Here is a 22,588-nt window from a genome sequence, read left to right as displayed (position 1 = left end):
GAGGTTGTGGGAATTCTGGACCATAGCATGCATGACGATTCGCTGAAAACAGCGGTAGTTTTTACCGATGGACTCGATTTCATGAATCACACGGAACCTGCTGCTGTAAGACAAATGGCCATCCGGATGAACCAGTGGGGCGGTCTTTTCTCTACCAACGAAAACATTTGCATTTTTATTTTTCCAGATGTGGACCTGAAAGACCTGTCACGGTTGTTCGATCTGGCACCACAATGGAAATTTCTCCAGAGCAAGATGTTCGTCGAGGACCGACCTTCCAGACGACTCATTCATACAGGGCCTCCTCGCGCCGACGAAGTGGAAAGTCTGTTCCACTATTGGCGTCTGAAAAAAGAGCTTGCCACGGACTGGACGAAGTTTACTTCAACCACTATGACGGTGACACGCCGCATCTGTTCCGAAGGAGAAACGCTCAAACTGCTGAGCGGCAGACTCAGAGAGTGCTGCGACTTCGGAAAGGACACCTTGTCAATGCTCGCTTCGGAAAATAGCCCAAAGGAACCCGCTCTCCAGAGACTGAAGAATATGAGAGGACTGGAAACCGTTTCGAAGGCGGTCGAAAAGTTTGTAGCTCTACAGAAAGAAGGTACACAGGAACCAGGATCGACAGGGGCACATGCCGCCTTCGACAACGAGTCCTCTGCGGTATCTCGATTGCTGCCCATTCAAAAAGATGGGAATAGAGGGCTCAACCTCCATTTGGTTCTCACCGGTAGTCCCGGCACGGGTAAGACAACCGTCGCCCGTATGGTAGGGGAGATCTTCCGGGAGGAAGGACTCCTGGAATTGGGACACATGGTGGAAGTTTCCCGGCAGGATCTCGTAGCCGGATACGTCGGACAAACCGCCCTGAAGACAGCCGAAAAGATCAACCAAGCCATGGGAGGAATCCTTTTCATCGATGAAGCCTATTGCCTTGCTGAAGGCGGTGAGAGCGATTTTGGGAAGGAAGCCGTTGAAACGATCATGAAGGCCATGTCGGATCACCTGGGGGAATTTTCCGTCATCATCGCCGGCTACCCGGATCGTATTCAGAAGTTTATCGAAATGAACGACGGGCTGATGCGCAGGTTCGGAAAGCAAAACATCATCCACATTCCGGATTACGATCCCCCCCTTCTACAGCACATTTTCGAACAACAGGTCAAGGCCAACGGACGGCGACTCGACGGTGCGTTCCAGCAACTGTTGCCCGATTTCTTTGTGAACTGGCATGCGGCGAGAGATCCGCAGACGTTCGGGAACGCCGGAGATGCCATCAATATTTTTCAAGAAATAGATGGCCGTCGGGCTGAGCGTGTGTACGGATTGAACCTTGAACGGGAAGCTAGGTTTACGATCACTCTAGAGGATGTTCCCATGTCCCTCCGGGGCTACCTCAAGGCTCGAAAAGCCGCGACAGTCGACGAAGTGATGGAACGTCTCTCCGGGCTGACGGGACTGCGAGAAGTCAAGGTGTGGCTGCATCGCTTGACACGAAGAATCCAGGAGCAGCAGGAACGAATCAAGAGAGGAATAAATACCGAACCTCCTCTGCCGGGTCATTACCTGTTCGTTGGCCGGCCCGGCACAGGAAAAACGACGGTGGCCCGACTTGTGGGAAGTATCTACCAACTACTTGGCTTGCTCGGTCGATCGGAACCTTTTGAAGTTAGCCCGGGAGACCTCATAGATAGACACGGCGGTACGAACGAAAAGGCCACCAGAGTCTTCCAGAAAGCCATAAACGGAGTGCTCTTTATCGACGAAGCCCATCAACTCGCTGAAGACGGCAATCGTCTGTTTGGGCAGGTCGCGGTGAAGGAGCTTGTCCCATTCATGCTCAACAATGAGGATAGGCTCTGCGTCATCGCAGCCGGTTACCCCGAAGAAATGGAGCGTTTTCTGGACCTCGATCCAGGACTCAGATCCCGCTTCACCAAGATCATCCATTTCGAGGACTTTGACGCAACGGCGCTATTGGAGGTTTTTCAAAACATCGTAAAAAGAAATAATGAGACCCTTGCGCCAAGTGTCGAAGAAGATCTCGAACGGCTATTCGAGATATGGACAGTGGATAGGGGGAAGGATTTTGGAAACGCCCGAGACGTTCACCGACTGGTCGAAAGAATGCGTGAGTGCCGGTCGGAGCGTCTTGATCTGTCGAACTGTTCCGATGCTGAGATGTTGATGTTTCTGCCTCAGGACATCCCTGATGAGGACCGCAAGCGAATTGGCACAAGAATGAACCGGCTGGAAGATATTCTTGGCTCAATGGATCACCTCGTCGGACTGTCAAGAGTGAAAGAAACCGTCCGCAGTCTCATCAACCGGATCAAGGTGGAAAAGGCTCGAGAAAATGAAGAAAAACTGGCCCCGGGCCACTACCTCTTCGTGGGGAACCCAGGTACAGGTAAGACAACCGTGGCCCGTCTGATGGGAAGCATGTTTCATGCACTCGGGTTGCTCAAGAAAGGCCATCTTGTCGAGGTGGGACGTTCGGATCTGGTTGGAGCCTATCAGGGACACACCGCACTCAAAACCAAAGATATCCTCGAGCGAAGTCTGGATGGAGTGCTCTTCATCGACGAGGCCTACCAGCTTGTTCAAGATTCGCACGACAGCTTCGGAAAGGAAGCCCTCGAAACCCTGGTGGCGTTCATGGAAAACCACAGAGACCGCCTGTGCATCGTTGCTGCGGGCTATCCTGAACCGATGTACCGTTTCATACAGGAAAATCCTGGACTACCCTCGAGATTCCCTTCACAGATCGTCTTCGACGATTATTCCGCAGAGGAGATGCTAGCGATTTTCAGGCAGATGGCTGCAGATCGAAACATGATTCTCGGGGATGGACTCGACGATGCTCTCCTCGCAAGCTTTGAGGGTCTGGTAGAAACGGCTGGACGGACCTTCGGCAACGGCAGGGAAGTGAGGAATCTATTCGATGCAATATGCTCCCGACAGGCTGACCGATTGGCCGGATTCGCCGGAGACCTGGGCAGCGCCGATAGGAAATCCCTTTTCACATTGGAGATTTCGGACCTGCCCCAAGGCATGCGGAATAGTACAGCGCCCAAACCCGCCAAATGCGAGCCACCCTTTTTACCTCTTTCGCCTTCCATTCTCGCCCAAAGCTATCCTCGGAGCATCAATGGAGAGGTAGACGATGAAAGGCCCTCCCATCTTCTGGTAGAGCCGTCCCTCCTATTTCTGGTGGTTCAGGCGGAGGATGGTGAGGCCTGTGGATCGGGATTCATCATTTCCCATGATGGCCTGGCACTCACCTGCGAGCATGTGGTACGAGGGGCATCGTCCATCAGGGCGAGAGTCCGCTGGGGTGGCCGGGAATCCTGGCATTCATGTCGTGTCGCCAAGGCAGTGCACGGTATCAATCTGGCCATGATACAGCTCGAAGGGGAGAACTTTCCCAGTGCCGTTCTGGCTTCCCCTGACAGGTCTCTGCAAAAGGGAGAAGCCATCGGACTGCTGGCATATCCTTTGGGAAAGCAGCTTTCCGATGATTCCTGTTATACGGAAGGGAATGTGACATCCGTGCAATCGGATGAATATGGCGACCTCGTTCAATGTTCTGTTCTCGCTCACCCTGGAAGTTCAGGAGGACCGGTTTTTTCACGCAGGGACGGCACTGTGCTGGGTTTACTCTTGGGGGCATTCAACCATAAGGATGCAGTGGGAATCAATTTCTTTCGCCCAGTGCGGTACGGTTGGCAGGAGTTTTTCCTACCCGGTCCTGCAAAACCAGTAGCAGTGACAGAGGAGCACGTATAATGGATTGCCCTGTATGCACACTCAAAGTTGACGAACCAGAAGTGCTGTGCCCACAGTGTGGCTGGGAGTTCAGGATTTACCTGACAAAGCTTTCGGAAGCGGAAGAGGCATTATATCGAAAGAAGTTGGAGATAGCCCGGCAAAATTGGCATGCCATGAAGGAACTGCAGAGCAAGTTACAGGAATTAGAGAGTAAAATAAAAAATCAAAAATATGATATAAAAGAATCTCTATCTAAATCAGAGTTATGTAATAAACGGTTTAGAATTGTAGATAACGATGTTGTTGAAGACAATAAGACCGGCTTAATGTGGACAAGAGATATCGGACGGCAATTCCCATATCTTAGTTGGAGAGAAGATGCAGAGACTTGGGTGAGTGAACTGAGCACCGGTCCTTACAGTGATTGGCGGATCTCCACTGAACGCGAACTTGTATCTCTCATTGACACTGGTCGGCAACGTCCAGCGTTACCATGCAACCATCCTTTCAGAAACATCAAAAAATATATTTATAAAGATAAATGCATAATTTCAGTATATGAACACTGGCAGAAATATGCGCACATAGATATATGGTACGGTAAAATCATAAGCAGAGCTGGTGGTTGGGGTGGACATGTCTGGCCGGTAAGAGGAAGGTTGCAAGATACTTAAGGTATTTTAAATAATGATCAGCTATTTCTGCACGCCGCCTTTCCCTTGAATTTCAGCCTAGAAGATTCAAAGAAGCTCCTACTGCTGTACGACAGTTTTGGTTGAAGTGATGGAGGACTATACCATGCACAAGCTTGGCCTTGACTTTGGGACCACGAACAGCACTCTCAGCTATCTGGATCCCTCTCGCAAGGTGATCGAATGCTATCGAATGGGTGGGGCCGATGGCTCACCTTATATACCATCTTTTGTCAGCTACGATGTCTCGGATGGTTCGATCTGTATAGGGGATTCGGCACGCATCAACGAAGGCGATAGTGATTACAAGATCTTCTCCCGTTTCAAAATGCTTCTTTCCGAAGATCGGCAAGAGAAGCTCGAAAGATACGGCTACGAACACCAGTCGCCACGGGACTGTGCGAAGGCCTTTGTGGAATATCTCATACAGAATTATTGCCAGGAACAAAATATCGAGAGCAGCATTGAAAATGTCGTGATTACAGTGCCCGAGATATGGGTGAGGGAAGGCAGGCACGCCTCCCGAGAATGCCTCAAAGAAATTTGTCAGGAGCTGGGACTGCCCGTTCGTAGATTCCTTAGCGAACCCGTTGCAGCGGCAGTTTATTTTGCCCATTGTTTCAGAGAACAATATGGACGGTCTTTCGATGGCCACGTGCTGGTATGCGACTATGGCGGCGGCACCCTTGACCTCAGTCTCTCGAAAGTCGAAGCGGAACGGATCTCGGTACTCGAGTGCACAGGAAAGGGATATGACAGCCAAACTCTCGGGAAAGCAGGAGTAGCCTTCGATGAGGCAACGGTGATGGCTGTCTATGAACGACTGAAAGGAATGCGACTCTCGAGAACTGAACAAACTTTTCCAGGATTCATGAGGGAATTCGAAGAAAGGAAAATCAAGCTCAGAAAGCACGTGGACAAGATTCTCGAACAATATCTCAAGAACAAGACGGTCAACAAGAAAGCTTTCGAGGTCAATTCGGTAGAGTTCAAAGCGTCCGATCTTGCCGACGCATTCAACCTCGTCATCAAATCCGAGCTTCTGGATGCTCTCACCGAGATGAAAAGTTATCTCGATGAGCACCAGGTAGACTGCAACGATAGTGATCGCTTCCGCGTCGTGATGGTGGGAGGCTTCAGCGGATTTTACCTGGTACAGCAAACGGTGCGGGAGTTTTTTGGTTCCGAGACCACGGAGGATCAAAGATTCAATTCATGTTTTACGGTCGAGGACACAGCGTTGGCCATTTCCAAGGGGGCGGCACTGATCGCCAACGAGATGTTCAGTATCGACCCCGTCTGCCCCATCACCGTAGGGTTGATGGTCTGGAAGGATGATGGAACAGGGGAATACAAGTTTACCGAAATTCCTTTTCTGAAAAAAGGGGTCAAGATATCGCAATACCTCGCGTCCGTTTTCCTCAAAGGACTGGCCCGGTTCAGCATCGATCCCCGTAACCGAAAGCTTCCTATCACGATATTTCTCAGAGATAAACGGGGACGTTGGCGAATTTCTCTCGAAAAGGCCGTGGATCGACTCTTGCCCAATGCTCATCAGCAGGGGAACCAGTGGAAGATTGGTTTTTCCGTCGATGAGAACTATCTTTTCACCTTCCACGCAGTGGATCTAAGCGGTTCCGTGCAGGAAACTCCCCTTGGCGCCCTGCTCGAAAAAGTCGCAGGGATCATTTTAGAGGAGGGTTGAGGATGGTACAGCTTCAGCAGGCTGAAGATCTCTGGAAAGCGATTCGTAACGACGATGTTGCTGAAACAAGGCGCATGCGGATGGTAGAATTGGCGGCATTGCTCCTCAAACACGCTCGGATGGATGATCAGACGCTCAAATCAATTGCCGGGACCGACGATCTTACCGACTTCCTGCTTGCCTACTTGAATGCTGCGGAACATGTGGGGACGTTTCTAATCAGGGCTTTGCCGGAGGTCGAACCAGAACTCAAGGCGAGCGAATTCGAACGACAGGTGGGTGAGATCGCCACGGAACTTACCGCTGTCGTGGAAAGGACTGAAGGGCTGCGACAAAGTCATGCCGAACTTTTGATGCAGTCCGAGTTGTTGACTGCCCAGTCCCAGGAACTGAAAATCTTGGAAGATCATCTCGATCAACTCCAGCGACTGCGGGAGATGACCAAGCCCGAGAGACTGATCGCTTTGCGGGAAGAAATCGAAACCCTCCGCGCTGAAGTGGAACCACGGCGCGACGAGATGAAGAAACTCGTCCAGGAACGTGATCGTCTGCAGGAGATATCTCGGACTGGCCAAGAGTTGCTGCAGACTCTGCAACTGGAGCGTGAGGATACCATCGGACAACTGGTGGAGCTTTCTTCCAAACTGGCTTCATCACTAGATCTCGGGTGGGACGAATGCGACCGCAGGCTCTCCCGGGAATTACGGAAGCTTCAACAACGAAATGCCGAATACAGGAAAGTGACGACGGAGCTCGACAAATGCTTGAAAGAGCTCGAGACAGTGACCGAGGCAGAAAAGGTGAATCGGGAACTTTACGACATGCACTTCGCAGCCGATGCTCAGTTGCAGGCAAAATGGAGACATGATGCAGGAACATTTGGAGCTACTGCCCGAGAGCGCGTTCTTCGACTGTCCGACATGTCGAGCAAGATCGCCGGAGCATTACAGGAATTCGATCTTGCCCTCCGGGAAGCGATCGTTGTCGTCGAAGAAACTCTTCGAGATATTCGGCGGCTCAATATGACGGCATAGATTTCAGTAGGACTTGTGTGATGCCACTGCCATGCAATACGAGATGATGACGGTGTCAAAGGGAGTTGCTTGAATGAATTGTCCTGTCTGTGGACTGAGAATCGAAGACGATCTCGATGCTTTGTGCCGTCAGTGCGGGTGGGAGTTTAGACTCTATGTCACGGAACTTTCGCCTGAGGAGAACGAACTCCATAGCAAAAAGCTGGAAATAATGAAGCGCAACTGGAGCGCGTTTCAGGAACTCAGAGGCAAGGAGGGATTCTCTGCTTCGGAGGATCTTGACCAAGCATCACTTCCAGAAGACCCGCGAAATGTTATGTTGATACCGCTCTCGAGTTCGAGATGCAACAAGAATCGGTTTAGCGCTATAGCTATTTCACCTGATGGGGGAATACTTGCCACGGGAAGCGAGGACGGCATAATACGCCTCTGGGATATTCTCGGCAGTTCTCAGCGCCCAGTTATAAGAGACCATCAAAAAGCAGTCCATGCTCTCTGCTTCAGCCCAAATGGATCGATGCTTCTATCAGCAGGTGATGACTGTACACTCCGACTGAACGAAGTGGAGAGTGGGAGACTTATTCGTTCTTTCGAGGGCCATAAGAATCCTGTCAGGTGCATTTGTTTCAGCCCTGATGCAAGATTTGCCGCTTCAGGAAGTACCAATGGCACGTTATGCCTACATGAATTAAATACTGGTATACTACTACCGAGCGAAAGGGCGACTGCTAAAGTAATACACGATATTCATGATGATTCCGGATGTTTCCAAGAATCAGAAATTATAGTGTGTGAACCCGATTTGCTTTCAGTTTCCATCAGCCAAGATGGAAAGTTCATTGCAGCCGGATGTGATTATGGCGTAGTGGCACTTTGGGAGCTAAGCAGCGGAAAGCTGACAGAGGCTACAAGCGGCTATGATCTTTTCGAAGGGATGCCAGTGTGCTTTGGTCCTGATAATAGATCAATAGCTGCTTCATATGAAAGTTATGTCAAAATACACAATATTGATTATCTTGATTACGATTACCTAGATAGTGGAGAGCCAATTAGTTTATATTTGCATAGCCATGATCATAATCGATACTCATCAGTTTGCTTCCATCCAGATGAGACCCTTCTCGCTGCGGGAGATGATAATGATGGCACGGTAGAGATATGGGAAGTTGAAAGCAAAAGCAAAAGACTGCTCAAAACCCTTCGTTGGTTCCCCTGTTGGGAAAAAGGGGAGGAAATCCGTTCCGTTTGTTTCAGTTCGAACGGCAGATTGGTCACATCGGGAAGTGTTGATGGTACGGTACACATATGGGAGGTTGAAAGCGAAGCATTGCTCTTGACTTTTCAGATACTATCCGAGGATACGTCTGTCACTTACACTCCAAAGGGATACTACGATTTCATAGGATCTTTTAAAAGTTTGAAAAGGCGTGTGATCTTTGTGTCAAAACAAGATATTGCGAACATTCCTCCTGCCAAATGCAGAACGTACCCTTTTGAAGCATTTAAGTCGTATTTTCATCGGCCAGATCTCATAGAAAAGGCTTTGGAATGATTCTCTTCCGAGTGTATGGCACATTTCTCTCGAATACACAGTTAAGAGTGGACCGCAAGGTAGATAAAAGTGCCTGAAGGTAATGCATAACAATAAAGATCACGAGATAAACATTGGAAAATTATTTACATATTGAATTACCGCTCTAATCTGTGCAGCGAGGTAATGATGCAGTGCCCGGTATGTGGAATGAGAATTCAAGACGAGCTAGAAGTTTTGTGCCCTCAGTGTGGATGGGAATTTATAGTCTATCTCATCAGACTCTCGAGTGAAGAGGAAGCTCTTCACAGGAGGAAACTCGAGATCGCTCGTCGCAACTGGAATGAACTTCAGGAATTGAGGCGCAGAACGGGAAATCCGGAGTGTACAAACATAATAGGAGAAAGGAAAACCGAGAGAAATCGACAAGGCAATGCAAAAGCAACTCCCAAGAACACGAACCATCGAATAAGGTTTATTGACAATGGTGATGGTACTGTGACGGATACCAAGACACGCTTGATGTGGCAAAAAAAATGCGATGGGGTAAAGAGAACATGGAAAGAGGCTTCGGAATATGCCAAAGGATTGAGGCTGGGAGGATACAGTTATAGCGAGTGGCGTTTGCCCACGGTCATGGAGTTGAAATCGATTGTGACTTTTGGCTATTTTGCAAAAATGAATGAGCCTGCAAAATCTCGTGGGAGGATTTACTGGTCCAGCAACGAATACGAAGCAGAAGCCTTGCCAACGTTCATTGAGCTATATTTTCCCCGGAAGAAAAAAGCTGAGGGATGGGTTGTCGATTTTAATACTGGCCAACCGGGGTTGAGTCACCAGGATCGCCATCATCATGTAAGGTGCGTCCGAAAACCAGGCCAGTAGATTTTTTCCCACCAGTTGCCACACACACAATGTTTTGGTTCTCTTGTTAAAAAAAATAAAAACGGGAACGGCTTCAAGTGAAACCGTTCCCCCCACTCCAGGATTTACGTTGCACTCCATTCTCATTTCTCATGCTCTAAGTGCCCCCTCTTTAAGGTTTACCCTTTTAGGGACTTAATCTCGATCGCTGTAAAGCCGGTTCCTATCGACGACAACCGCGTTGACCGCAAATAGCGCACCTACCTGGAGCAAGCCCTGCGTAATTGCAGGCGTAAAGGGCCCTTCGTGACGCGATCAACCGGTGTCTTATAGAGGGCGCATAAAATGCCGCTAATTCTATATACTGTTTAGCATCTTAAAACAAGAAAAAAGATGATGGTTACTACTTTTTCTATGCTGACTGGTTATGATAGTTGCTAAAATTAACTGCCTGTATACCAATTAAGACGATCTTATTGAGGGCATCTCAAAGGCTTCCTCAGCCTTCGGTCCTTTTCCTCTCGCCATTGTATTCTTTTCCATCGAAGACCCGGTCGCGCATGAAGCCATATTTCTCCGGACTGACATCCTGCAGCGCCTCGGGATTCCTCACGTAAGCCATGTAGCTCTCGGCAAAATCTTCATAGGCATTCTGCCGGGCGTAATCACTCACGCACTTTTCTGCGGGTCGATCCCCGCTGAGCATTGTCCACTCGGTCCAGTGAGAGGGTTCAAGATAAGCTCTGTGCACCTGATGCCCTACTTCGTGAGCGATCGTGTTTTTGAGCTCCTCCCGGTCCATGATGCCGTCTCGCGTCTGGCAGTTGATAGTGATGTCTTTGTTGTGGATATCCATGCCAGGATAGGGCTTGGTGTCTGCCCAGTGTCCCAGTTCCACTTTTTTTGTATCTCCTACATACTGATCGCTATACCGGACGCTCTCCATGGTGATGTTGTTGCAGTGGCGGTCAGGGAAGGTTTCCTCGAGGTACCTGCGGATTTCCCAATTGGTAACGACGCCGCTTTTCTCGAATCCTTCCACTTGGGGAGCGGCGAAAATCCGGCGATGTTCACGATCGTCTCTGAACCCCTGCTCCAGTCTCCTTCCCAGGGGAACATCCCTCATCTCCGCCCGCTCGATGTTCTCACGGAGCTCGGGTGACTGGCTGCGGCGTAACCCCAAGTCTGTCTTTTCCGCCTGATTCGTCCGCTCCCTCGCCTCACTTGCCGCATGCACCCCTCTCGAAGCATAGTCGTGCATTCACCTACCTCCGCACGTCACAATAACAACCGAAAGCACCCGGTTTCCATGTTGCCCCAAAAGAATCACAAAATTCTGCCATTTCGACCAACAGCTCAGATCACGCTCGAAGCCACTTGCACGAACCGCTCCAGGATGCTCCGCTGCGTTCGGACAGAAAATCCAAGCTCCACCAACTTGTTCACCAGACAGCAAAAGGCGAGATCGGTCACATGACGTCCCTCTTCAACCGCAAGGATGTCCCTGAGATGGTCCAGGAGGAGAATCACAAGATCCTGGTAGAATCTCAGGCCGTGTTCAGCACCGGACAGAAGTTGCACCAGGCGGTTGTGGAGAAGCGGGTCTTTTCCGATCACTTTTCCTTCGTAGGCGAAAAGGCACCGCACCCTGCACTGGTCGCACACGGGAGATGCCTGCCCTTCCCCCTTCGCCCCTTCTCGCAGGCAGTGCAAGCCGATGATCCTGCCCGCTTCCCTGCTCGCAATGCTTTCCTCCGCTTCCGCTGTAAGTCTTCCGATGGTTTCAAAGGACCATGACAAAAAGTCCCCCTTCGCCCCGAGATACCGTCGGATGAGCTCCGATGCCAGGCAATGAAACCGTCCCCCTTCAAAGTCCTGCCTCGATCCTAAGACCGCCGTGAAATGCTCCCGGAGCTCCCGCCTGTCGGGCTGAAGGAGGTAAGGCAGAAAACAGCGCACCAGCAACTCCTCGAAGCCCTCCCGGCTGCACAGCTTCCGCACCTCTCGTTTGACCTGCTCGCACTCTTCGACATTCGATGCCGGACAGACAGAGCAGGCGGCCTTTTCCTGAAGCAGATACGGACGCTCCCGATAATAGCGCGTTATCATGCCGGTTCGGACGTCGCTGTCATTGAGCAGCTCCACTCGCGACTTCACTTCGGGGAGCGGAACCAAAATCCGCATCGGACGGTCCAGCCCTTCACGGAAGAAAATGGCCTCGCCAGCCCCGAGACTCAGCACCTGGCGCTTCTGCAGCGAATCCAGATTCATGGTGTCGCCCATCATGTCCCGGTCTTCCTTCGAGACCATGCGGTGCATGATCTTGAGATTGGAATTCTTGATCACATCCGGGGCGAGCTTGGAAGGAATCTGCTCTGAGACAATCACTCCCTCTCCATAGGCCCTGATTTCCGCCAGGAGATTGCAGAAGGTCTCCACCCCTTTCCCCCGGATGTTGCTCTGCTCCTCGGACGCTTTTTCCGAAGGGGCATTTCTGAGCAGGCGGTGTGCCTCCTCGATCACGGTCAGATGCCTCAGCCCGGATACCGCAGCCGTTTCGCGGCTCTGCGCCGCCTCCCAGTGCTCCGAGAGGGCCATGAGGATCAGCCCCATCATGAAGGCTTTTTCCTCGTCATTGCCGAGGTATTTGAGCTCCAGGACCACCGGGCGCGTCATGAGGTCCCCGAAGGGGACGGAAGATACCGTGTTGAGCATCATCCCCTTGCCCCCCAGGCACAGATTGCGAATCCGGGTTTTGAGCGCCGCCTTGATGTCCATGGTCGTACGGTCCTGGTAGCCGAGCCCGTCCACGACTTCGTCGATCTTGCGATAGAGGTCCATGAGGGTCGGAAAGGCAGCGCCGTCACAGCCGCGGGGGTTGGTCGAGGTGACAAGATTCCAGCCACGGTCTTCATAGATTCTGTATAGGCATTCGTCGAGGACATAGGGCATGGGAGCATACATGACAAAGCTCGCACTGAAGACCGCTTTGAGGTAGTCGATATGGGTCTGGAGCGAGATACCCGGAGGAAACGCGAAAGGGTTCAGGCGGAAGGGAGCGGAAACACCCGGGCGCTCTTCTCCGAGGGTGAAAACGAGCAGGGAATCGATCTCCCTCATCAGGCGCCGGTATTCGGACTTGGCGGGTTCGATCACCAGGAAGGGCACATGGTAGCGGCGGTGGAGATCGAGCAAAAGGTGGAGAATGGTGCTGGTCTTCCCGCTTCCCGTGACTCCCGCCACCAGACCGTGCATGGTCAAATCGTCCGCCGGGATGGAACATCGATGGCTCAAGACCGCACCATGATCGATGATGCTTCCCATGGCTACGGGCTTTTCCGCTCCTGAGGTAAAATCGACATCGAAAACCGGCTGCTCCTGCAGACGATATCCGGGGAATTCCCGTCCGGGAAGAGTGATGAATGCCTGAAGCTCTTCCGAATGATAGCAGTTGAGAAAAGGAGAGAGAGTGGCATCCTGCCGACAGATATGGCAGCGCACCGGCTCGGGGATCGACCGCTCACCGGCGTGGATGGAACACAGGAGCGCCGCCCCGCGCCTGGCTGTCTCGGGGTTGGCACAGAGCAGGTACACGCCGGTTTGCCAGAGCCCCTGTTGCTTGCCGCGCTTGAGACGCTGAATGGATCGCTCCAGAATTTCGACGTAATAGGATGCCGTCCGGTTGGGTTTCTGGGAATCCCGCAGCAGGAACGACTCCTTGGTGTCCTTGACCTCTCTTGCACACTGTTCGAACCAACCGTTCGTCTGCTGGCGCATGAGGGGAAAGGCCTGCACGATGTAAATCCATTCCTCTCGAAGAAGTCCCAAAAGCATCCGGTCAAAATGAAGCGGCGCCTGGAAGCCCGCCGGTCCCTCGCGGTCCTGTTCGCGTTCGCGATGCAGGTGAGGAATGCCCGTGAGGGCGACGCCGTGGCGGTAGCTTTGCAGATCCCAGCCACTGACTTCGGGTGCGACGGCGTAGAGGGAAGGATTCAGGTGTCCGGCGAAAAGGGCTGAAAAGCTCGCTGGACCCATTGCGTTTGTGCCCATGTAAAGCTGCACCCCCTCCCGGTTGCCACGAATGATGTAGATAACGGGGAGCGATTGATTGTGTATCGCTGGAAAGAAACCATAAAGCGCGGTTTTTGCCAGCAGGCGACTGTTCTTTTCGTCGAAGACGGCAGGCGATCCGGTGATCCTGAAAAACTGGAATTCCCTTAGGATCGTTCCGATATGACCAGGAAACCCAAGGAAAGTCCCATCCAGCCAGGATTTTTCCAGGAGTCCCACCTTCTCGAAAAGCTCCGCTCGAGGCGGCAGGTCGGGAAAGAGGTTGTGTTCGACGCTTACAGCCATGGCAGCCTGCCGTGGGAGTTGGAGTAGAATATCCATCCTGAAATGACAACAGCCAGCAAGACGAAGAGCAGGACAAAGAAGAAAACCCTCCATCGATTTCTGAAACGCGTCGTGATGGCGGACCTCACTGTCTCGTCGTACCCCTCAGCGACCAACCATGTTCCCTCGCGCCAGGTTCCCGTCAGCCGGACATGGTGCCCAACCACAAGGTTTCCATATTCAATGGGGCCGTGGAACAGGAACTGTTGTTCTTCTCCTTGCAGGGTTTCTACCATCCCCCGATAAACGGGGATGGTATCGGTTCGCCCTATGCCTCCCAGGACGAAAATCTCGATGATGTGCCAGATCGTCATGATAAAAGCGTAGGGGTTGAAGAGTCGGGAAATGGCTGCAAACCCGATGATCGCAAAAGCGAGGCTGATGATCCCTAAAAGGAGTGAAACGGCCATGATGGGAACGCCAAACAGCAAGGAGAGTATCAAACAGGACAGGGTCCGATAGACATTGGGCGGTGGTGGCTCATCGAAGCGCTCCATGTGGCTGATGCGGCCTCGTACACCTTCCCGGTCGGCAGCATTGCCTGAAGCAGCTTCCATGCCTGTCGTGGCAGTGGAAGCTCGTGTCTCCGGTTGGGGTCCTCTCTCGGAAGACTCTCTTCTAGGGTAAGGAGCAGAAGTTCCTCCTCCCTTTGGGGCGGGAACGGTACCTGAGACTTCGTGGGTGATCTCTCCGATGGACGACCTGCGCTTAGGGGCAGGCCTTGCCTGCAACGAGGCGCCACACATGGAGCACCGTTCCGCCTGGTCCTCGTTTCCCGCATATCCACAATTGCCGCAGCTTTCAGCCATCTTCGCCCATCATCCTTTCCACCACTCTACCTGCGCCGCGAGGGGAAGAGCAAACTCAAAACAACCCTGATGACAACAAGAATCCCGAAGAAGAGGACAAGGTACACCCACCAGCTGTGGTTCATGGAGAAAAACTGTGTGCTTCCGGAGCGCGCGGAACTGAAGAACATGGGGGCCAGGGCGATAAAGAGCAAGAGAAGAACCAGGGACTTTCCCACCTTGCGCAATGGGACGATTCCAAACATCACCAAAAAACCGAAGATCATGACGGCGAGTAAAGATAAAGGTCCAAAAATTTCCATGAAGTGTTCCTTACCGTTCTGATTGTGGCCGTATCGCCGGATGAAATGTGGATTGGGAGCTATCGGTAGTCACAGCGCGCCTGGGCGGCGGTGGAGGAGCGGTCCGGGCCGAAAGGTAGCTCTTGATTCGAATGACTCCCGGCACCTTAGTGACGATGCCTCTGACCCTCTCGATTTCCCTGGAACTTGCCACCACTCCGGAAAGGTTTACAATCCCCCCCTCTTGCACGTACACGGAAACGGAGAAAATGTCTTTCTTTTCCAACTCCCGCTCGATTCTCGTTTTTAGCTCCTGCCTCGAAGGAGCGGCCGGAGAAATTACCGACACATCTCTTGTATGCACGGGACTGTGTATCGGGTTCGGAGGTTGCACAGCAGGTTGTGAAGCTCGAGTTTGAGGGGTTCCATACTGCATGTCCCTTTGATCTTCGATTTGGCGTAATTCCTCATGTGCATTTTTTGACGAAGCGATCTCGGTTGTTTTTTTATCTTTTTTCAGTATGACTGTTTGATTTATCACTGTCACAATCTCACCGGGCTTTGCCGGAAATTCAATTTTACCGGTTTGGTATCCCAACTTGTCGAAAGTGATTCGAACATTCCCGGATCTCACCGTATAACCAGAGAATTCACCCATGGTAGAGCGGTCCCAGGGGCCTTTGACCATATTGGGTATTTCGAACACTATGTCCTTGGTATCATGACCATCTTCTGTATAAACATCACAAAACAGTTTCACATAGGCATGAGTAAAGGCTGAATCGCTGAAGTCCCTGCGTTTTATCGAATAGTATGCATACTTGTTTGCATCCTTCAGCTCTCTGAAAATACGTAGGAGCTTCAGATAACACTTCCCAAGCCGCTCGCCGGATAGTCCCGCTTTTATGGAATCCTCCAACAAGGGAGCCGCAGCACTGAAATCGTTGCCGGCAAATAATTCCATGCCACGTTCATAAAGTTGTGCTGCACTCTGCCGACTCACCGCAGGTGTGATGGGGACAGCAACGGGCTGAACGACTGTTTGCGGAGTGGAGTTCACTGGTGTTGTCTCAGCAGGAGGGAGTTGACCTGCATTCTTGGCTTTAGGAGTCAATTGGGGAGTCGCTTCCACCGGAGTCGGCTGTCGACTCAAGGATTGAAGCCCATCGTTGATCCACGGACCCATCAGGGGACAGAGGAGGACAATGACAGCACAGGCTCCGATCACGCTCTCCTTGAGCCCTGGCCGATTCAAACGATTTGCCTCGATGAAAGCAAAGTAAAGAAGTGAACCCAACAGAAAGCCCATCAAGGCCCATGAGACCACCGGAGGAAACATGGACCATGCGCCAAGCATCTTATCTGCAGCAGTAAGTATATTTGCGGAGATGAGCACGATGGTAAAGTACATGTACTTGAGAATCGCGCCCACAATAAATATTACGAATACAGCCCCGATCAGCCATCCCACAAAATCTTCCATGCCAATCTCTCCTGTCTCAATCTCTTTCGACCCGCCGAGAAATCCCCACAGGTGCAACAGCCATTCTAGACGTTTCACAGCTCATGTCCCCATGCGACGCTGCCGAAACGGACAAAAGCTGCAGGTAGAAACTGAACGAGGAGGCTTTCATCACCACCGTCACAAAAGCTATGAAAAAAACGGAAAGAACGGTTTCACTGATTGCGGGTAGTCCAAGCCGAGTGATTCCCATGGGCACCAGGAATCCAAGTCCAACGATCCCCATCAGGATCATATAAAAAATCGCGGTCTGCCCCATGACGGGCTTGATAACCTCGGTGACCCTTCGATAAACGGCGATCACTCGGCGGAGTTCCTCCACCACGATGATTTTAGGGCCAAGAGAAAGGGGGACACGAGCTGCGGCGAAGAGTAGGAAAGAGGTAAACGAGGCAATAGACACCCAGAAGACGTAAGCTCCCCTCTCTCCCCGAAAGGAAAGCAGGGGCGGAGCAACCACGGCAATAAAAGTTGAATTGACGACATAGATGGGCAGTTTGAACTTGAAGATCGTCCAGAAATACTCCCGCCCTCTAACAAAAACCTCCTGGACCCGGTAGCCTCTACGAGTGAGCAAGTCCCGCAATAGACCAAGGAGACCTACCAGCAGAAAGGCTCCAAGGATGAAAAGTCCGCAAGCCAATGGCAGAAAGGTCATAAGTCCTCTATAGGGCAAAAGGACACTTAAATCCTGGTCTATGCCATAAGGAGAAGAAGCGAGGAGATCCCGATAGTCTATCGCCGCCTGCTCGATGCTCACACCGGTATAATCGGTGAACAGGGTAATGGACCGTTCACAGACTGCCGAGAAGGCCGCGATCAGCAGGAGCACCTTATGGTGAAACGTGATCGCCAGACCATCCTTATAGGCGTGACGCCAGGAGACAGCCTTCACTGCCCTCTCTCCAGCCATGCGCATCGATCTTTCTCCTGTCATGCAAGTCTTTCACCCTTCGCGCCGGGTTAGTAACACCGGGGAGATGTTCAGAAGTCACTCATCCCGCCGCGCTTTGTTTGCACCTCCCATTCGAATGAGGTAATAGAGACCCCCTCCCACACCACCGATAAGGAGGGCAGCCCAGAGAATGAGATCCGGGTGTCTGAACCAGTATCCCTCGACATTTTCGAACGAGATCCACCAAAGTGGCCCTGCGATTCCCGTGCTGCTTCCAATGATGAACCGCAAGATGCCAAAAACGACCGCGCAGATACAACCAACGCCCAGGCTACGACAAAAAATCTCCAACCAGGGGATCCCCGCCGTGAAAGAGATGGGGATTTCCATACGGCTGCCATTGGCTTCAGCAACGAGGGTGACGATCTGGCTAGAACCGGCGGGAAGCCCCCGGGCGTCGGCGGTGACTTCGACCACGACAGGCCCTCCTTCGAAGGATTCCTGGTCGATGGCAATCCCGTGTCCCTGACCCTGCAGCCTGAAATTCCCCACCAGGAAGCCTCTGCCGGCATTGCTGAAAGTGATTCTTTGTGTCCTCGACGATTCCATCCCGATGCTCCCGAACGGCAATGCCGTCCTGTCTGCGCTGATCCGGGGCCAGGGCAGATCAGGGTCCAGAAGGTGCTGAACCGCTTCCATGGTCCGGGATGACGGGGTGGAATCCTGCGGCATCACTCTGTCGAACTCCACTGCGTTCGACAGTCGCCCTGTGGCGACAAGCCATTCGCGAATCCATCCCTCGGAAAGCGCAACGATTCCCCGCTTCCAGCTCTCTTCGTTCCGGTCGATGAGCGCCGCCAGATCTTTGGGGAATCTGGCATGTTCACCAGCCCGGAAGGGAAAAGGCAGGTCGGGGCAGAACCGCCAGCGGAGCGCATAGGCTCCGAGCTTCGGATTACCGGCATGTCGCTTGCGGCATCCGGAGATGAAGTCACAATCATTTTCTCGATTCGGAAAACACTGAGTTAGCCACTCCTCGAAAGTCCCTCCGAAGAGATGAGCCTGTACGGAGGCGATGAGCTTCATATCCCGACCCAGGACCATTTCGAGCTCAGCAGGACGAGAAATCTCGACCCCATCGGCAAGCTGGAAAGGAAAGGCCGGATCGAGGAGCCACCGCAGGGATAGCACTCCCAGCCTTTTCCTCCGGTCCGCCTGGATTTCGGAGTAGTGTTCGGGAAGTCTCTCGCGAATTTCCATGATCTTATGAGCCAGTTCCATACCCTGAGCATCATTGTGTACCACTTCGATCCAGCACTCCAGCTGCTTCCCCCAGAGAAGCTTTTCGATGGCGGACAGAACTTCCTCTTCGGATGAACGTAAGAGATCCGTGAGCTGCTCGATGGTGTGGATCTTCCTTCCAGCCGCTTCCAATGGTGCCGTGGGATCGAGGACATAGCGCAGTTTGAAGACACCGAGCTCTTTTTCGCTCGTATAGTTGTCCGCGATTTCATCGATCCGATCCGAAAGACGGGCATTGAAGAGGTTGACCCATTGGCTAATTTTGCCTCTGAATAAATCTTCCGTGGCGTTGAAAGCATGAAGATACCGGGCTAGCTCCAGCGGCGTGGTTGCTTCTGGGACCCTGCTGTAAGGCATCGCCTTGCCGACATGGGGATCATCGTAGTCCGGGCGGCCATCGTCAGCCAGGATGGGCTCACCTTTGAGCCATGCCATCACCTGGTTGAAGCCCCATCGCCTTTCATAACTGTACCGCAAGAGCCCGCTGAGCAGTTGCCGGAAATCGTCGGACATCGAGTCCGGAAGGGGAACCTCACTGCGGCAATGAGCGCTGATGACCGCTTCGTCGTCCCTGAAGTCATGAAAAGGTGATTTTCCAGTCAGAAGATGAACGAGCGTGATGCCCAGAGCATAGAAGTCCGTCTTTGGACCGATTTGTCGGCGGTTGAGGAGCTCGGGCGCGGCATAATGGAGTGTGCGGAACCGATGCGTCTTGGTGGTCCTCACTTCACCCAGGAAATCGAAGGCCGAGCTCACACCGAAGTCGCCGATGACCAGGTCCTTTTTACCGGGATGCCGAAAAAAGAGATTACTGGGCTTTATGTCCCGGTGGACGATGCCGAGAGTATGGCAGGATGCGAGCCCGTTGACGATTTCGAGAAGGAATTTTTTGAGCTCCTCCTCGGTGTACGGAGCGAAGTCGATGGCAGAGCCCCCGACACAGTACTCGAGCACCTCGTAGAAGCGGCCTCCCCAGTCACCATAATCGAGAAGGCGAACGATATCCGGATGAGCGAGATCCCGTAGTTGCTGCAGCACCTCCACTTTAGGCGAAAGGTTTGGCCGGTAGTACTTTATGACGATATCGGTATCGCTCGAAGAATCTCTCCCCGCAAAAACATCGGCCTCTCCCGTGTAACCTCCTATAGGCCCGCGGACCACCTGATAGCGGTCAGCCACAAGATCTCCATGATCGAGAAGGGTCAGGGGTGCATCAACTCGATCATCCTCGGCATTCAACACACGGGTAAAACCGCCGGTTCCCGATTCACCTTGATGCTCAGGCGTACCCGGATTTTCATTCCCATTGAGTTTTGTCGTCTGAAAAGGCTCCGACTCGTTCAGTCGGGTCGTCTTGAAGGGTGAGCCCAGCGCCGGTCCTTCCTCGTGTAATACCCGCGTCACAAGGACGTCGTCAGGCAACTTCCGTGTTATGCCGGGTTGAACTCCGGTGTTCGGCCCTTCCGTTCCCTTTTCCTCGGGCTTTCCGGTCAACGGACCGTCACGCCGGCTATCGTCCGTCATGGGAATTCCTCCTCATTCAACCGGCTACCATCGGCAGCCACGTTCACCCGCTCCGGCAAGTCAGTGGATGTCGATAGCTCTATACTTTCGGGTAACACGGGAGCCTTGTCCGGACACGTCTCCTCACGGGGGCCAAAGCCGACAAGAATGGCCGATATATTATCATGGCCACCCCGATTCACGGCCCGATCCACGATTTCATTCATGACCGCATCCAGAGACCCGTTACTGGCCATGATCTCGTCGAGGTCATCCTCGGTGACGAGGTCGTGCACCCCATCCGAGCAGACGAGAAAGATGTCTCCGTCGCGCAATTCGCGACCATGCATCACGTTCAAGTTAAAGGATGCCTGTCCCAGGCAGTTGGTAATGGTATGGCGCAGTGGGGATGTCTGCGCCTCGTCAAAAGACATGTGTCCGGCTCGAATGATGACACCTGTCAGGCTGTCGTCAGAGGTGAGCGCCATGGCACCATTCCTGTACCTGTAAACCCGGCTGTCGCCCGCATTGAAAACGAGGTACCCATGGGGGGTTAGACAGATGCCCGTGAGAGTGCAACCCATTCCGGACAGTTCAGGTCGTCCGGCTGCGAGGGCCAAGAGGGTCTCGTTAGCGCGCCCGGCCGCCGATTTGATCGTTTCCCCGAAATCGCCGAGATCCCGCCCTGTTTTTTCGACACCGTAAAAATGCCGCTCGATGGTCGTGAGTGCGAGCCTGCTCGCCACCGCTCCTCCGGCTTCTCCTCCCACACCGTCTGCAACCGCGAGCAGGATGCCGTATCCGCCGAGGAAATCGTCTTCCTGATCGATGGTCATCCAGATGCGCCCCCGATTTTTCACAAACCGGGCGACCAGGATATGGTCTTCATTGGCAGCCCTGACTGGCCCCTTTTCCGTGTGCCCGACAATCCGATAGGTGCTGCTCACTCCATCAGCCTCACTCGGAAATCACAGATCGCCATAGTCACCACATCCCCATTTTTTAAGGCGACACTTTGCCCCTTGGGAATGACTTTTCCGTTGACACAAGTCTTGTTCGTGGTCGTTGGAAGGGCAGTGAGCATCCATGAGCTTCCGTCGAAATCGAAGCGGCAGTGAGACCGAGACACGCACTCGATATCGGGAATGCCCGAAAGTTTGACATCGGCGCCGCTCGTAGGATGAGCCTGTCCAACCACCTGCCCGCTTTTGACCTCGAGGGGATGCGGGAGATGCGGATTTTCCAGATAGAGGCGCCTCGGCAGCAAGTTTGTGGAGCCTTCGGGCATAAGAACAGCCTCCACAAATGCAAGGCTCGTATTGCAACCCGGCGTGGCGCAAAGGAAGCTATCCTTTGAATTTCTCGCGCCGCACTGGGGGCATAGCTTGAACGGAGAGCCCTGCAAATTCTCAGGCAAAGGTAACTGGTCTGGATCGAGCTCCGAAGGAGCTGCCTCTTCATCGCCCTTACCCTCCCCAAAAGGCTGCTCCGGCTTTTCTGGATACGGCTCGGGAACGGCTTCCACTCCGTCGAGAAACGCATTGCAGTCGGATTTCTTGCAGGCTTGCGCACTCTCGGGATTGAACGCCCCACAAATCGGGCATATTTTGATGTAATTTGTCACAACAGGCGCCTCCCCTCCAATCGTTTATTCAATTCATTCAACCGGCTAAGGGCTGTCTTCACGGCGGTTCTTTCCCTTTGTGCTCCGATGCCGATGAGCAGGTGGGTGGAATCCGGACCGATACCCAGTTCGAAGTTAGTAGCCAAAACCTCATCCGCTCTTCGCTTCAGTTGGCGGCCTCGTGAACTGAGACAGTGGACTTTCTGGTTGCCTGAGCCGGCAAGGGGATGGCACGCAGGGATATGGCGTTCGAATGGACCGTCCACCAGTATATCGGTCAAATCGAGAAGGCGGCCCTCCGCTCCCCCTTTCCCTTGAATCTCCTCCAGAGTATATCCGGAATAGAGGATAGTGCTCCACTCCGGTCTCTCGGCCCGCAGCCGATCGAGAAGTCCGGTGAGGGCCTGTGCCTGATCCACCGGCTCACCGCCCGTGAGGGTGATCCCGTCCAGAGGTAGCCGGATTGCCAGAATACGCCGTGCGAGGTGATCAACCGGAATCAATTTCCCCGCTGCAGGATCCTGAAGAGTCGGGGAAGCGCATCCCTCACACCGCCGATAGCAGCCGGCAACCCAGAGCACCAGTCGACATCCTGGCCCCAGACAACGCACGGGATGAGCGATACCGTAGATATTGATGTCCACCCCCTTCACACTA

The 22,588-nt window shown here is 52.8% G+C and carries 16 protein-coding genes; 6 read left to right on the top strand and 10 right to left on the bottom strand.

The window, feature by feature from the left end:
* Positions 1 to 27 precede the first annotated feature (27 nt).
* From MWC30_RS12175 to MWC30_RS12150, 6 genes are all read left to right on the top strand, one after another.
* Positions 28 to 3,792, top strand: a complete 3,765-nt coding sequence (locus MWC30_RS12175) for an AAA family ATPase (RefSeq protein WP_244084458.1) — start codon at positions 28 to 30, stop codon at positions 3,790 to 3,792.
* On the top strand, positions 3,792 to 4,448 hold the full coding sequence (locus tag MWC30_RS12170) for a DUF1566 domain-containing protein (protein ID WP_244084457.1): 657 nt from the start codon (positions 3,792 to 3,794) through the stop codon (positions 4,446 to 4,448). Before MWC30_RS12175 ends, MWC30_RS12170 begins: the two co-directional genes overlap by 1 nt.
* A gap of 124 nt (positions 4,449 to 4,572) precedes the next feature.
* Positions 4,573 to 6,171 (top strand): Hsp70 family protein, encoded by a 1,599-nt coding sequence (locus MWC30_RS12165; RefSeq protein WP_244084456.1) that lies wholly within the window; start codon positions 4,573 to 4,575, stop codon positions 6,169 to 6,171.
* A gap of 2 nt (positions 6,172 to 6,173) precedes the next feature.
* Positions 6,174 to 7,205 (top strand): hypothetical protein, encoded by a 1,032-nt coding sequence (locus MWC30_RS12160; RefSeq protein ID WP_244084455.1) that lies wholly within the window; start codon positions 6,174 to 6,176, stop codon positions 7,203 to 7,205.
* A 73-nt stretch (positions 7,206 to 7,278) separates the two neighbouring features.
* On the top strand, positions 7,279 to 8,757 hold the full coding sequence (locus MWC30_RS12155; protein ID WP_244084454.1) for a WD40 repeat domain-containing protein: 1,479 nt from the start codon (positions 7,279 to 7,281) through the stop codon (positions 8,755 to 8,757).
* A 189-nt stretch (positions 8,758 to 8,946) separates the two neighbouring features.
* Positions 8,947 to 9,621, top strand: a complete 675-nt coding sequence (locus MWC30_RS12150) for a DUF1566 domain-containing protein (RefSeq protein WP_244084453.1) — start codon at positions 8,947 to 8,949, stop codon at positions 9,619 to 9,621.
* Between the two features lie 478 nt (positions 9,622 to 10,099).
* On the opposite strand, the gene MWC30_RS12145 is transcribed toward MWC30_RS12150, so the two are convergent.
* The 10 genes from MWC30_RS12145 to MWC30_RS12100 all read right to left on the bottom strand — a co-directional run bounded on the left by MWC30_RS12145 (position 10,100) and on the right by MWC30_RS12100 (position 22,584).
* Positions 10,100 to 10,861 carry a hypothetical protein gene (locus MWC30_RS12145; RefSeq protein ID WP_244084452.1) on the bottom strand — a complete coding sequence of 254 codons (762 nt, stop codon included), beginning with the start codon at positions 10,859 to 10,861 and terminating at the stop codon, positions 10,100 to 10,102.
* Positions 10,862 to 10,956: 95 nt separating this feature from the next.
* Entirely contained in the window at positions 10,957 to 13,956 is a 3,000-nt protein-coding gene (locus MWC30_RS12140; RefSeq protein ID WP_244084451.1) for an ATP-binding protein, read from the bottom strand.
* Complete coding sequence (locus MWC30_RS12135; RefSeq protein ID WP_244084450.1) at positions 13,947 to 14,804, bottom strand: hypothetical protein; 858 nt, start codon at positions 14,802 to 14,804, stop codon at positions 13,947 to 13,949. The genes MWC30_RS12140 and MWC30_RS12135 overlap by 10 nt, the downstream gene beginning before the upstream one ends.
* A 26-nt stretch (positions 14,805 to 14,830) precedes the next feature.
* Positions 14,831 to 15,106, bottom strand: coding sequence for a hypothetical protein (locus MWC30_RS12130; RefSeq protein ID WP_244084449.1), 276 nt, complete (start codon positions 15,104 to 15,106; stop codon positions 14,831 to 14,833).
* A 10-nt stretch (positions 15,107 to 15,116) separates the two neighbouring features.
* Complete coding sequence (locus MWC30_RS12125) at positions 15,117 to 16,568, bottom strand: BON domain-containing protein (protein WP_244084448.1); 1,452 nt, start codon at positions 16,566 to 16,568, stop codon at positions 15,117 to 15,119.
* Positions 16,569 to 16,584: 16 nt separating this feature from the next.
* Positions 16,585 to 17,526 carry a hypothetical protein gene (locus tag MWC30_RS12120; protein ID WP_244084447.1) on the bottom strand — a complete coding sequence of 314 codons (942 nt, stop codon included), beginning with the start codon at positions 17,524 to 17,526 and terminating at the stop codon, positions 16,585 to 16,587.
* Positions 17,527 to 17,598: 72 nt separating this feature from the next.
* Positions 17,599 to 20,328, bottom strand: coding sequence for a serine/threonine-protein kinase (locus tag MWC30_RS12115; protein WP_244084446.1), 2,730 nt, complete (start codon positions 20,326 to 20,328; stop codon positions 17,599 to 17,601).
* Positions 20,325 to 21,254, bottom strand: a complete 930-nt coding sequence (locus MWC30_RS12110) for a PP2C family serine/threonine-protein phosphatase (RefSeq protein WP_244084445.1) — start codon at positions 21,252 to 21,254, stop codon at positions 20,325 to 20,327. Before MWC30_RS12110 ends, MWC30_RS12115 begins: the two co-directional genes overlap by 4 nt.
* Positions 21,251 to 21,931, bottom strand: coding sequence for an FHA domain-containing protein (locus MWC30_RS12105; RefSeq protein WP_244084444.1), 681 nt, complete (start codon positions 21,929 to 21,931; stop codon positions 21,251 to 21,253). The genes MWC30_RS12110 and MWC30_RS12105 overlap by 4 nt, the downstream gene beginning before the upstream one ends.
* Entirely contained in the window at positions 21,928 to 22,584 is a 657-nt protein-coding gene (locus MWC30_RS12100; protein ID WP_244084443.1) for a 4Fe-4S single cluster domain-containing protein, read from the bottom strand. The genes MWC30_RS12105 and MWC30_RS12100 overlap by 4 nt, the downstream gene beginning before the upstream one ends.
* Positions 22,585 to 22,588: the final 4 nt, after the last annotated feature.

This window comes from Desulforhabdus sp. TSK (genome assembly GCF_022836495.1).
Taxonomy (GTDB): domain Bacteria; phylum Desulfobacterota; class Syntrophobacteria; order Syntrophobacterales; family Syntrophobacteraceae; genus Desulforhabdus.
Note: the sequence above shows the minus strand (reverse complement) of the source record. Positions and strands in the feature narration are given on the sequence as shown.

Excerpts from the sequence above, each read along its gene's own strand:
- MWC30_RS12175 (WP_244084458.1), top strand. The coding sequence starts at position 28 with ATGCATGACGATTCGCTGAAAACAGCGGTAGTTTTTACCGATGGACTC.
- MWC30_RS12170 (WP_244084457.1), top strand. The coding sequence starts at position 3,792 with ATGGATTGCCCTGTATGCACACTCAAAGTTGACGAACCAGAAGTGCTG.
- MWC30_RS12165 (WP_244084456.1), top strand. The coding sequence starts at position 4,573 with ATGCACAAGCTTGGCCTTGACTTTGGGACCACGAACAGCACTCTCAGC.
- MWC30_RS12160 (WP_244084455.1), top strand. The coding sequence starts at position 6,174 with ATGGTACAGCTTCAGCAGGCTGAAGATCTCTGGAAAGCGATTCGTAAC.
- MWC30_RS12155 (WP_244084454.1), top strand. The coding sequence starts at position 7,279 with ATGAATTGTCCTGTCTGTGGACTGAGAATCGAAGACGATCTCGATGCT.
- MWC30_RS12150 (WP_244084453.1), top strand. The coding sequence starts at position 8,947 with ATGAGAATTCAAGACGAGCTAGAAGTTTTGTGCCCTCAGTGTGGATGG.
- MWC30_RS12145 (WP_244084452.1), bottom strand. The coding sequence starts at position 10,861 with ATGCACGACTATGCTTCGAGAGGGGTGCATGCGGCAAGTGAGGCGAGG.
- MWC30_RS12140 (WP_244084451.1), bottom strand. The coding sequence starts at position 13,956 with ATGGCTGTAAGCGTCGAACACAACCTCTTTCCCGACCTGCCGCCTCGA.
- MWC30_RS12135 (WP_244084450.1), bottom strand. The coding sequence starts at position 14,804 with ATGGCTGAAAGCTGCGGCAATTGTGGATATGCGGGAAACGAGGACCAG.
- MWC30_RS12130 (WP_244084449.1), bottom strand. The coding sequence starts at position 15,106 with ATGGAAATTTTTGGACCTTTATCTTTACTCGCCGTCATGATCTTCGGT.
- MWC30_RS12125 (WP_244084448.1), bottom strand. The coding sequence starts at position 16,568 with ATGGAAGATTTTGTGGGATGGCTGATCGGGGCTGTATTCGTAATATTT.
- MWC30_RS12120 (WP_244084447.1), bottom strand. The coding sequence starts at position 17,526 with ATGCGCATGGCTGGAGAGAGGGCAGTGAAGGCTGTCTCCTGGCGTCAC.
- MWC30_RS12115 (WP_244084446.1), bottom strand. The coding sequence starts at position 20,328 with ATGACGGACGATAGCCGGCGTGACGGTCCGTTGACCGGAAAGCCCGAG.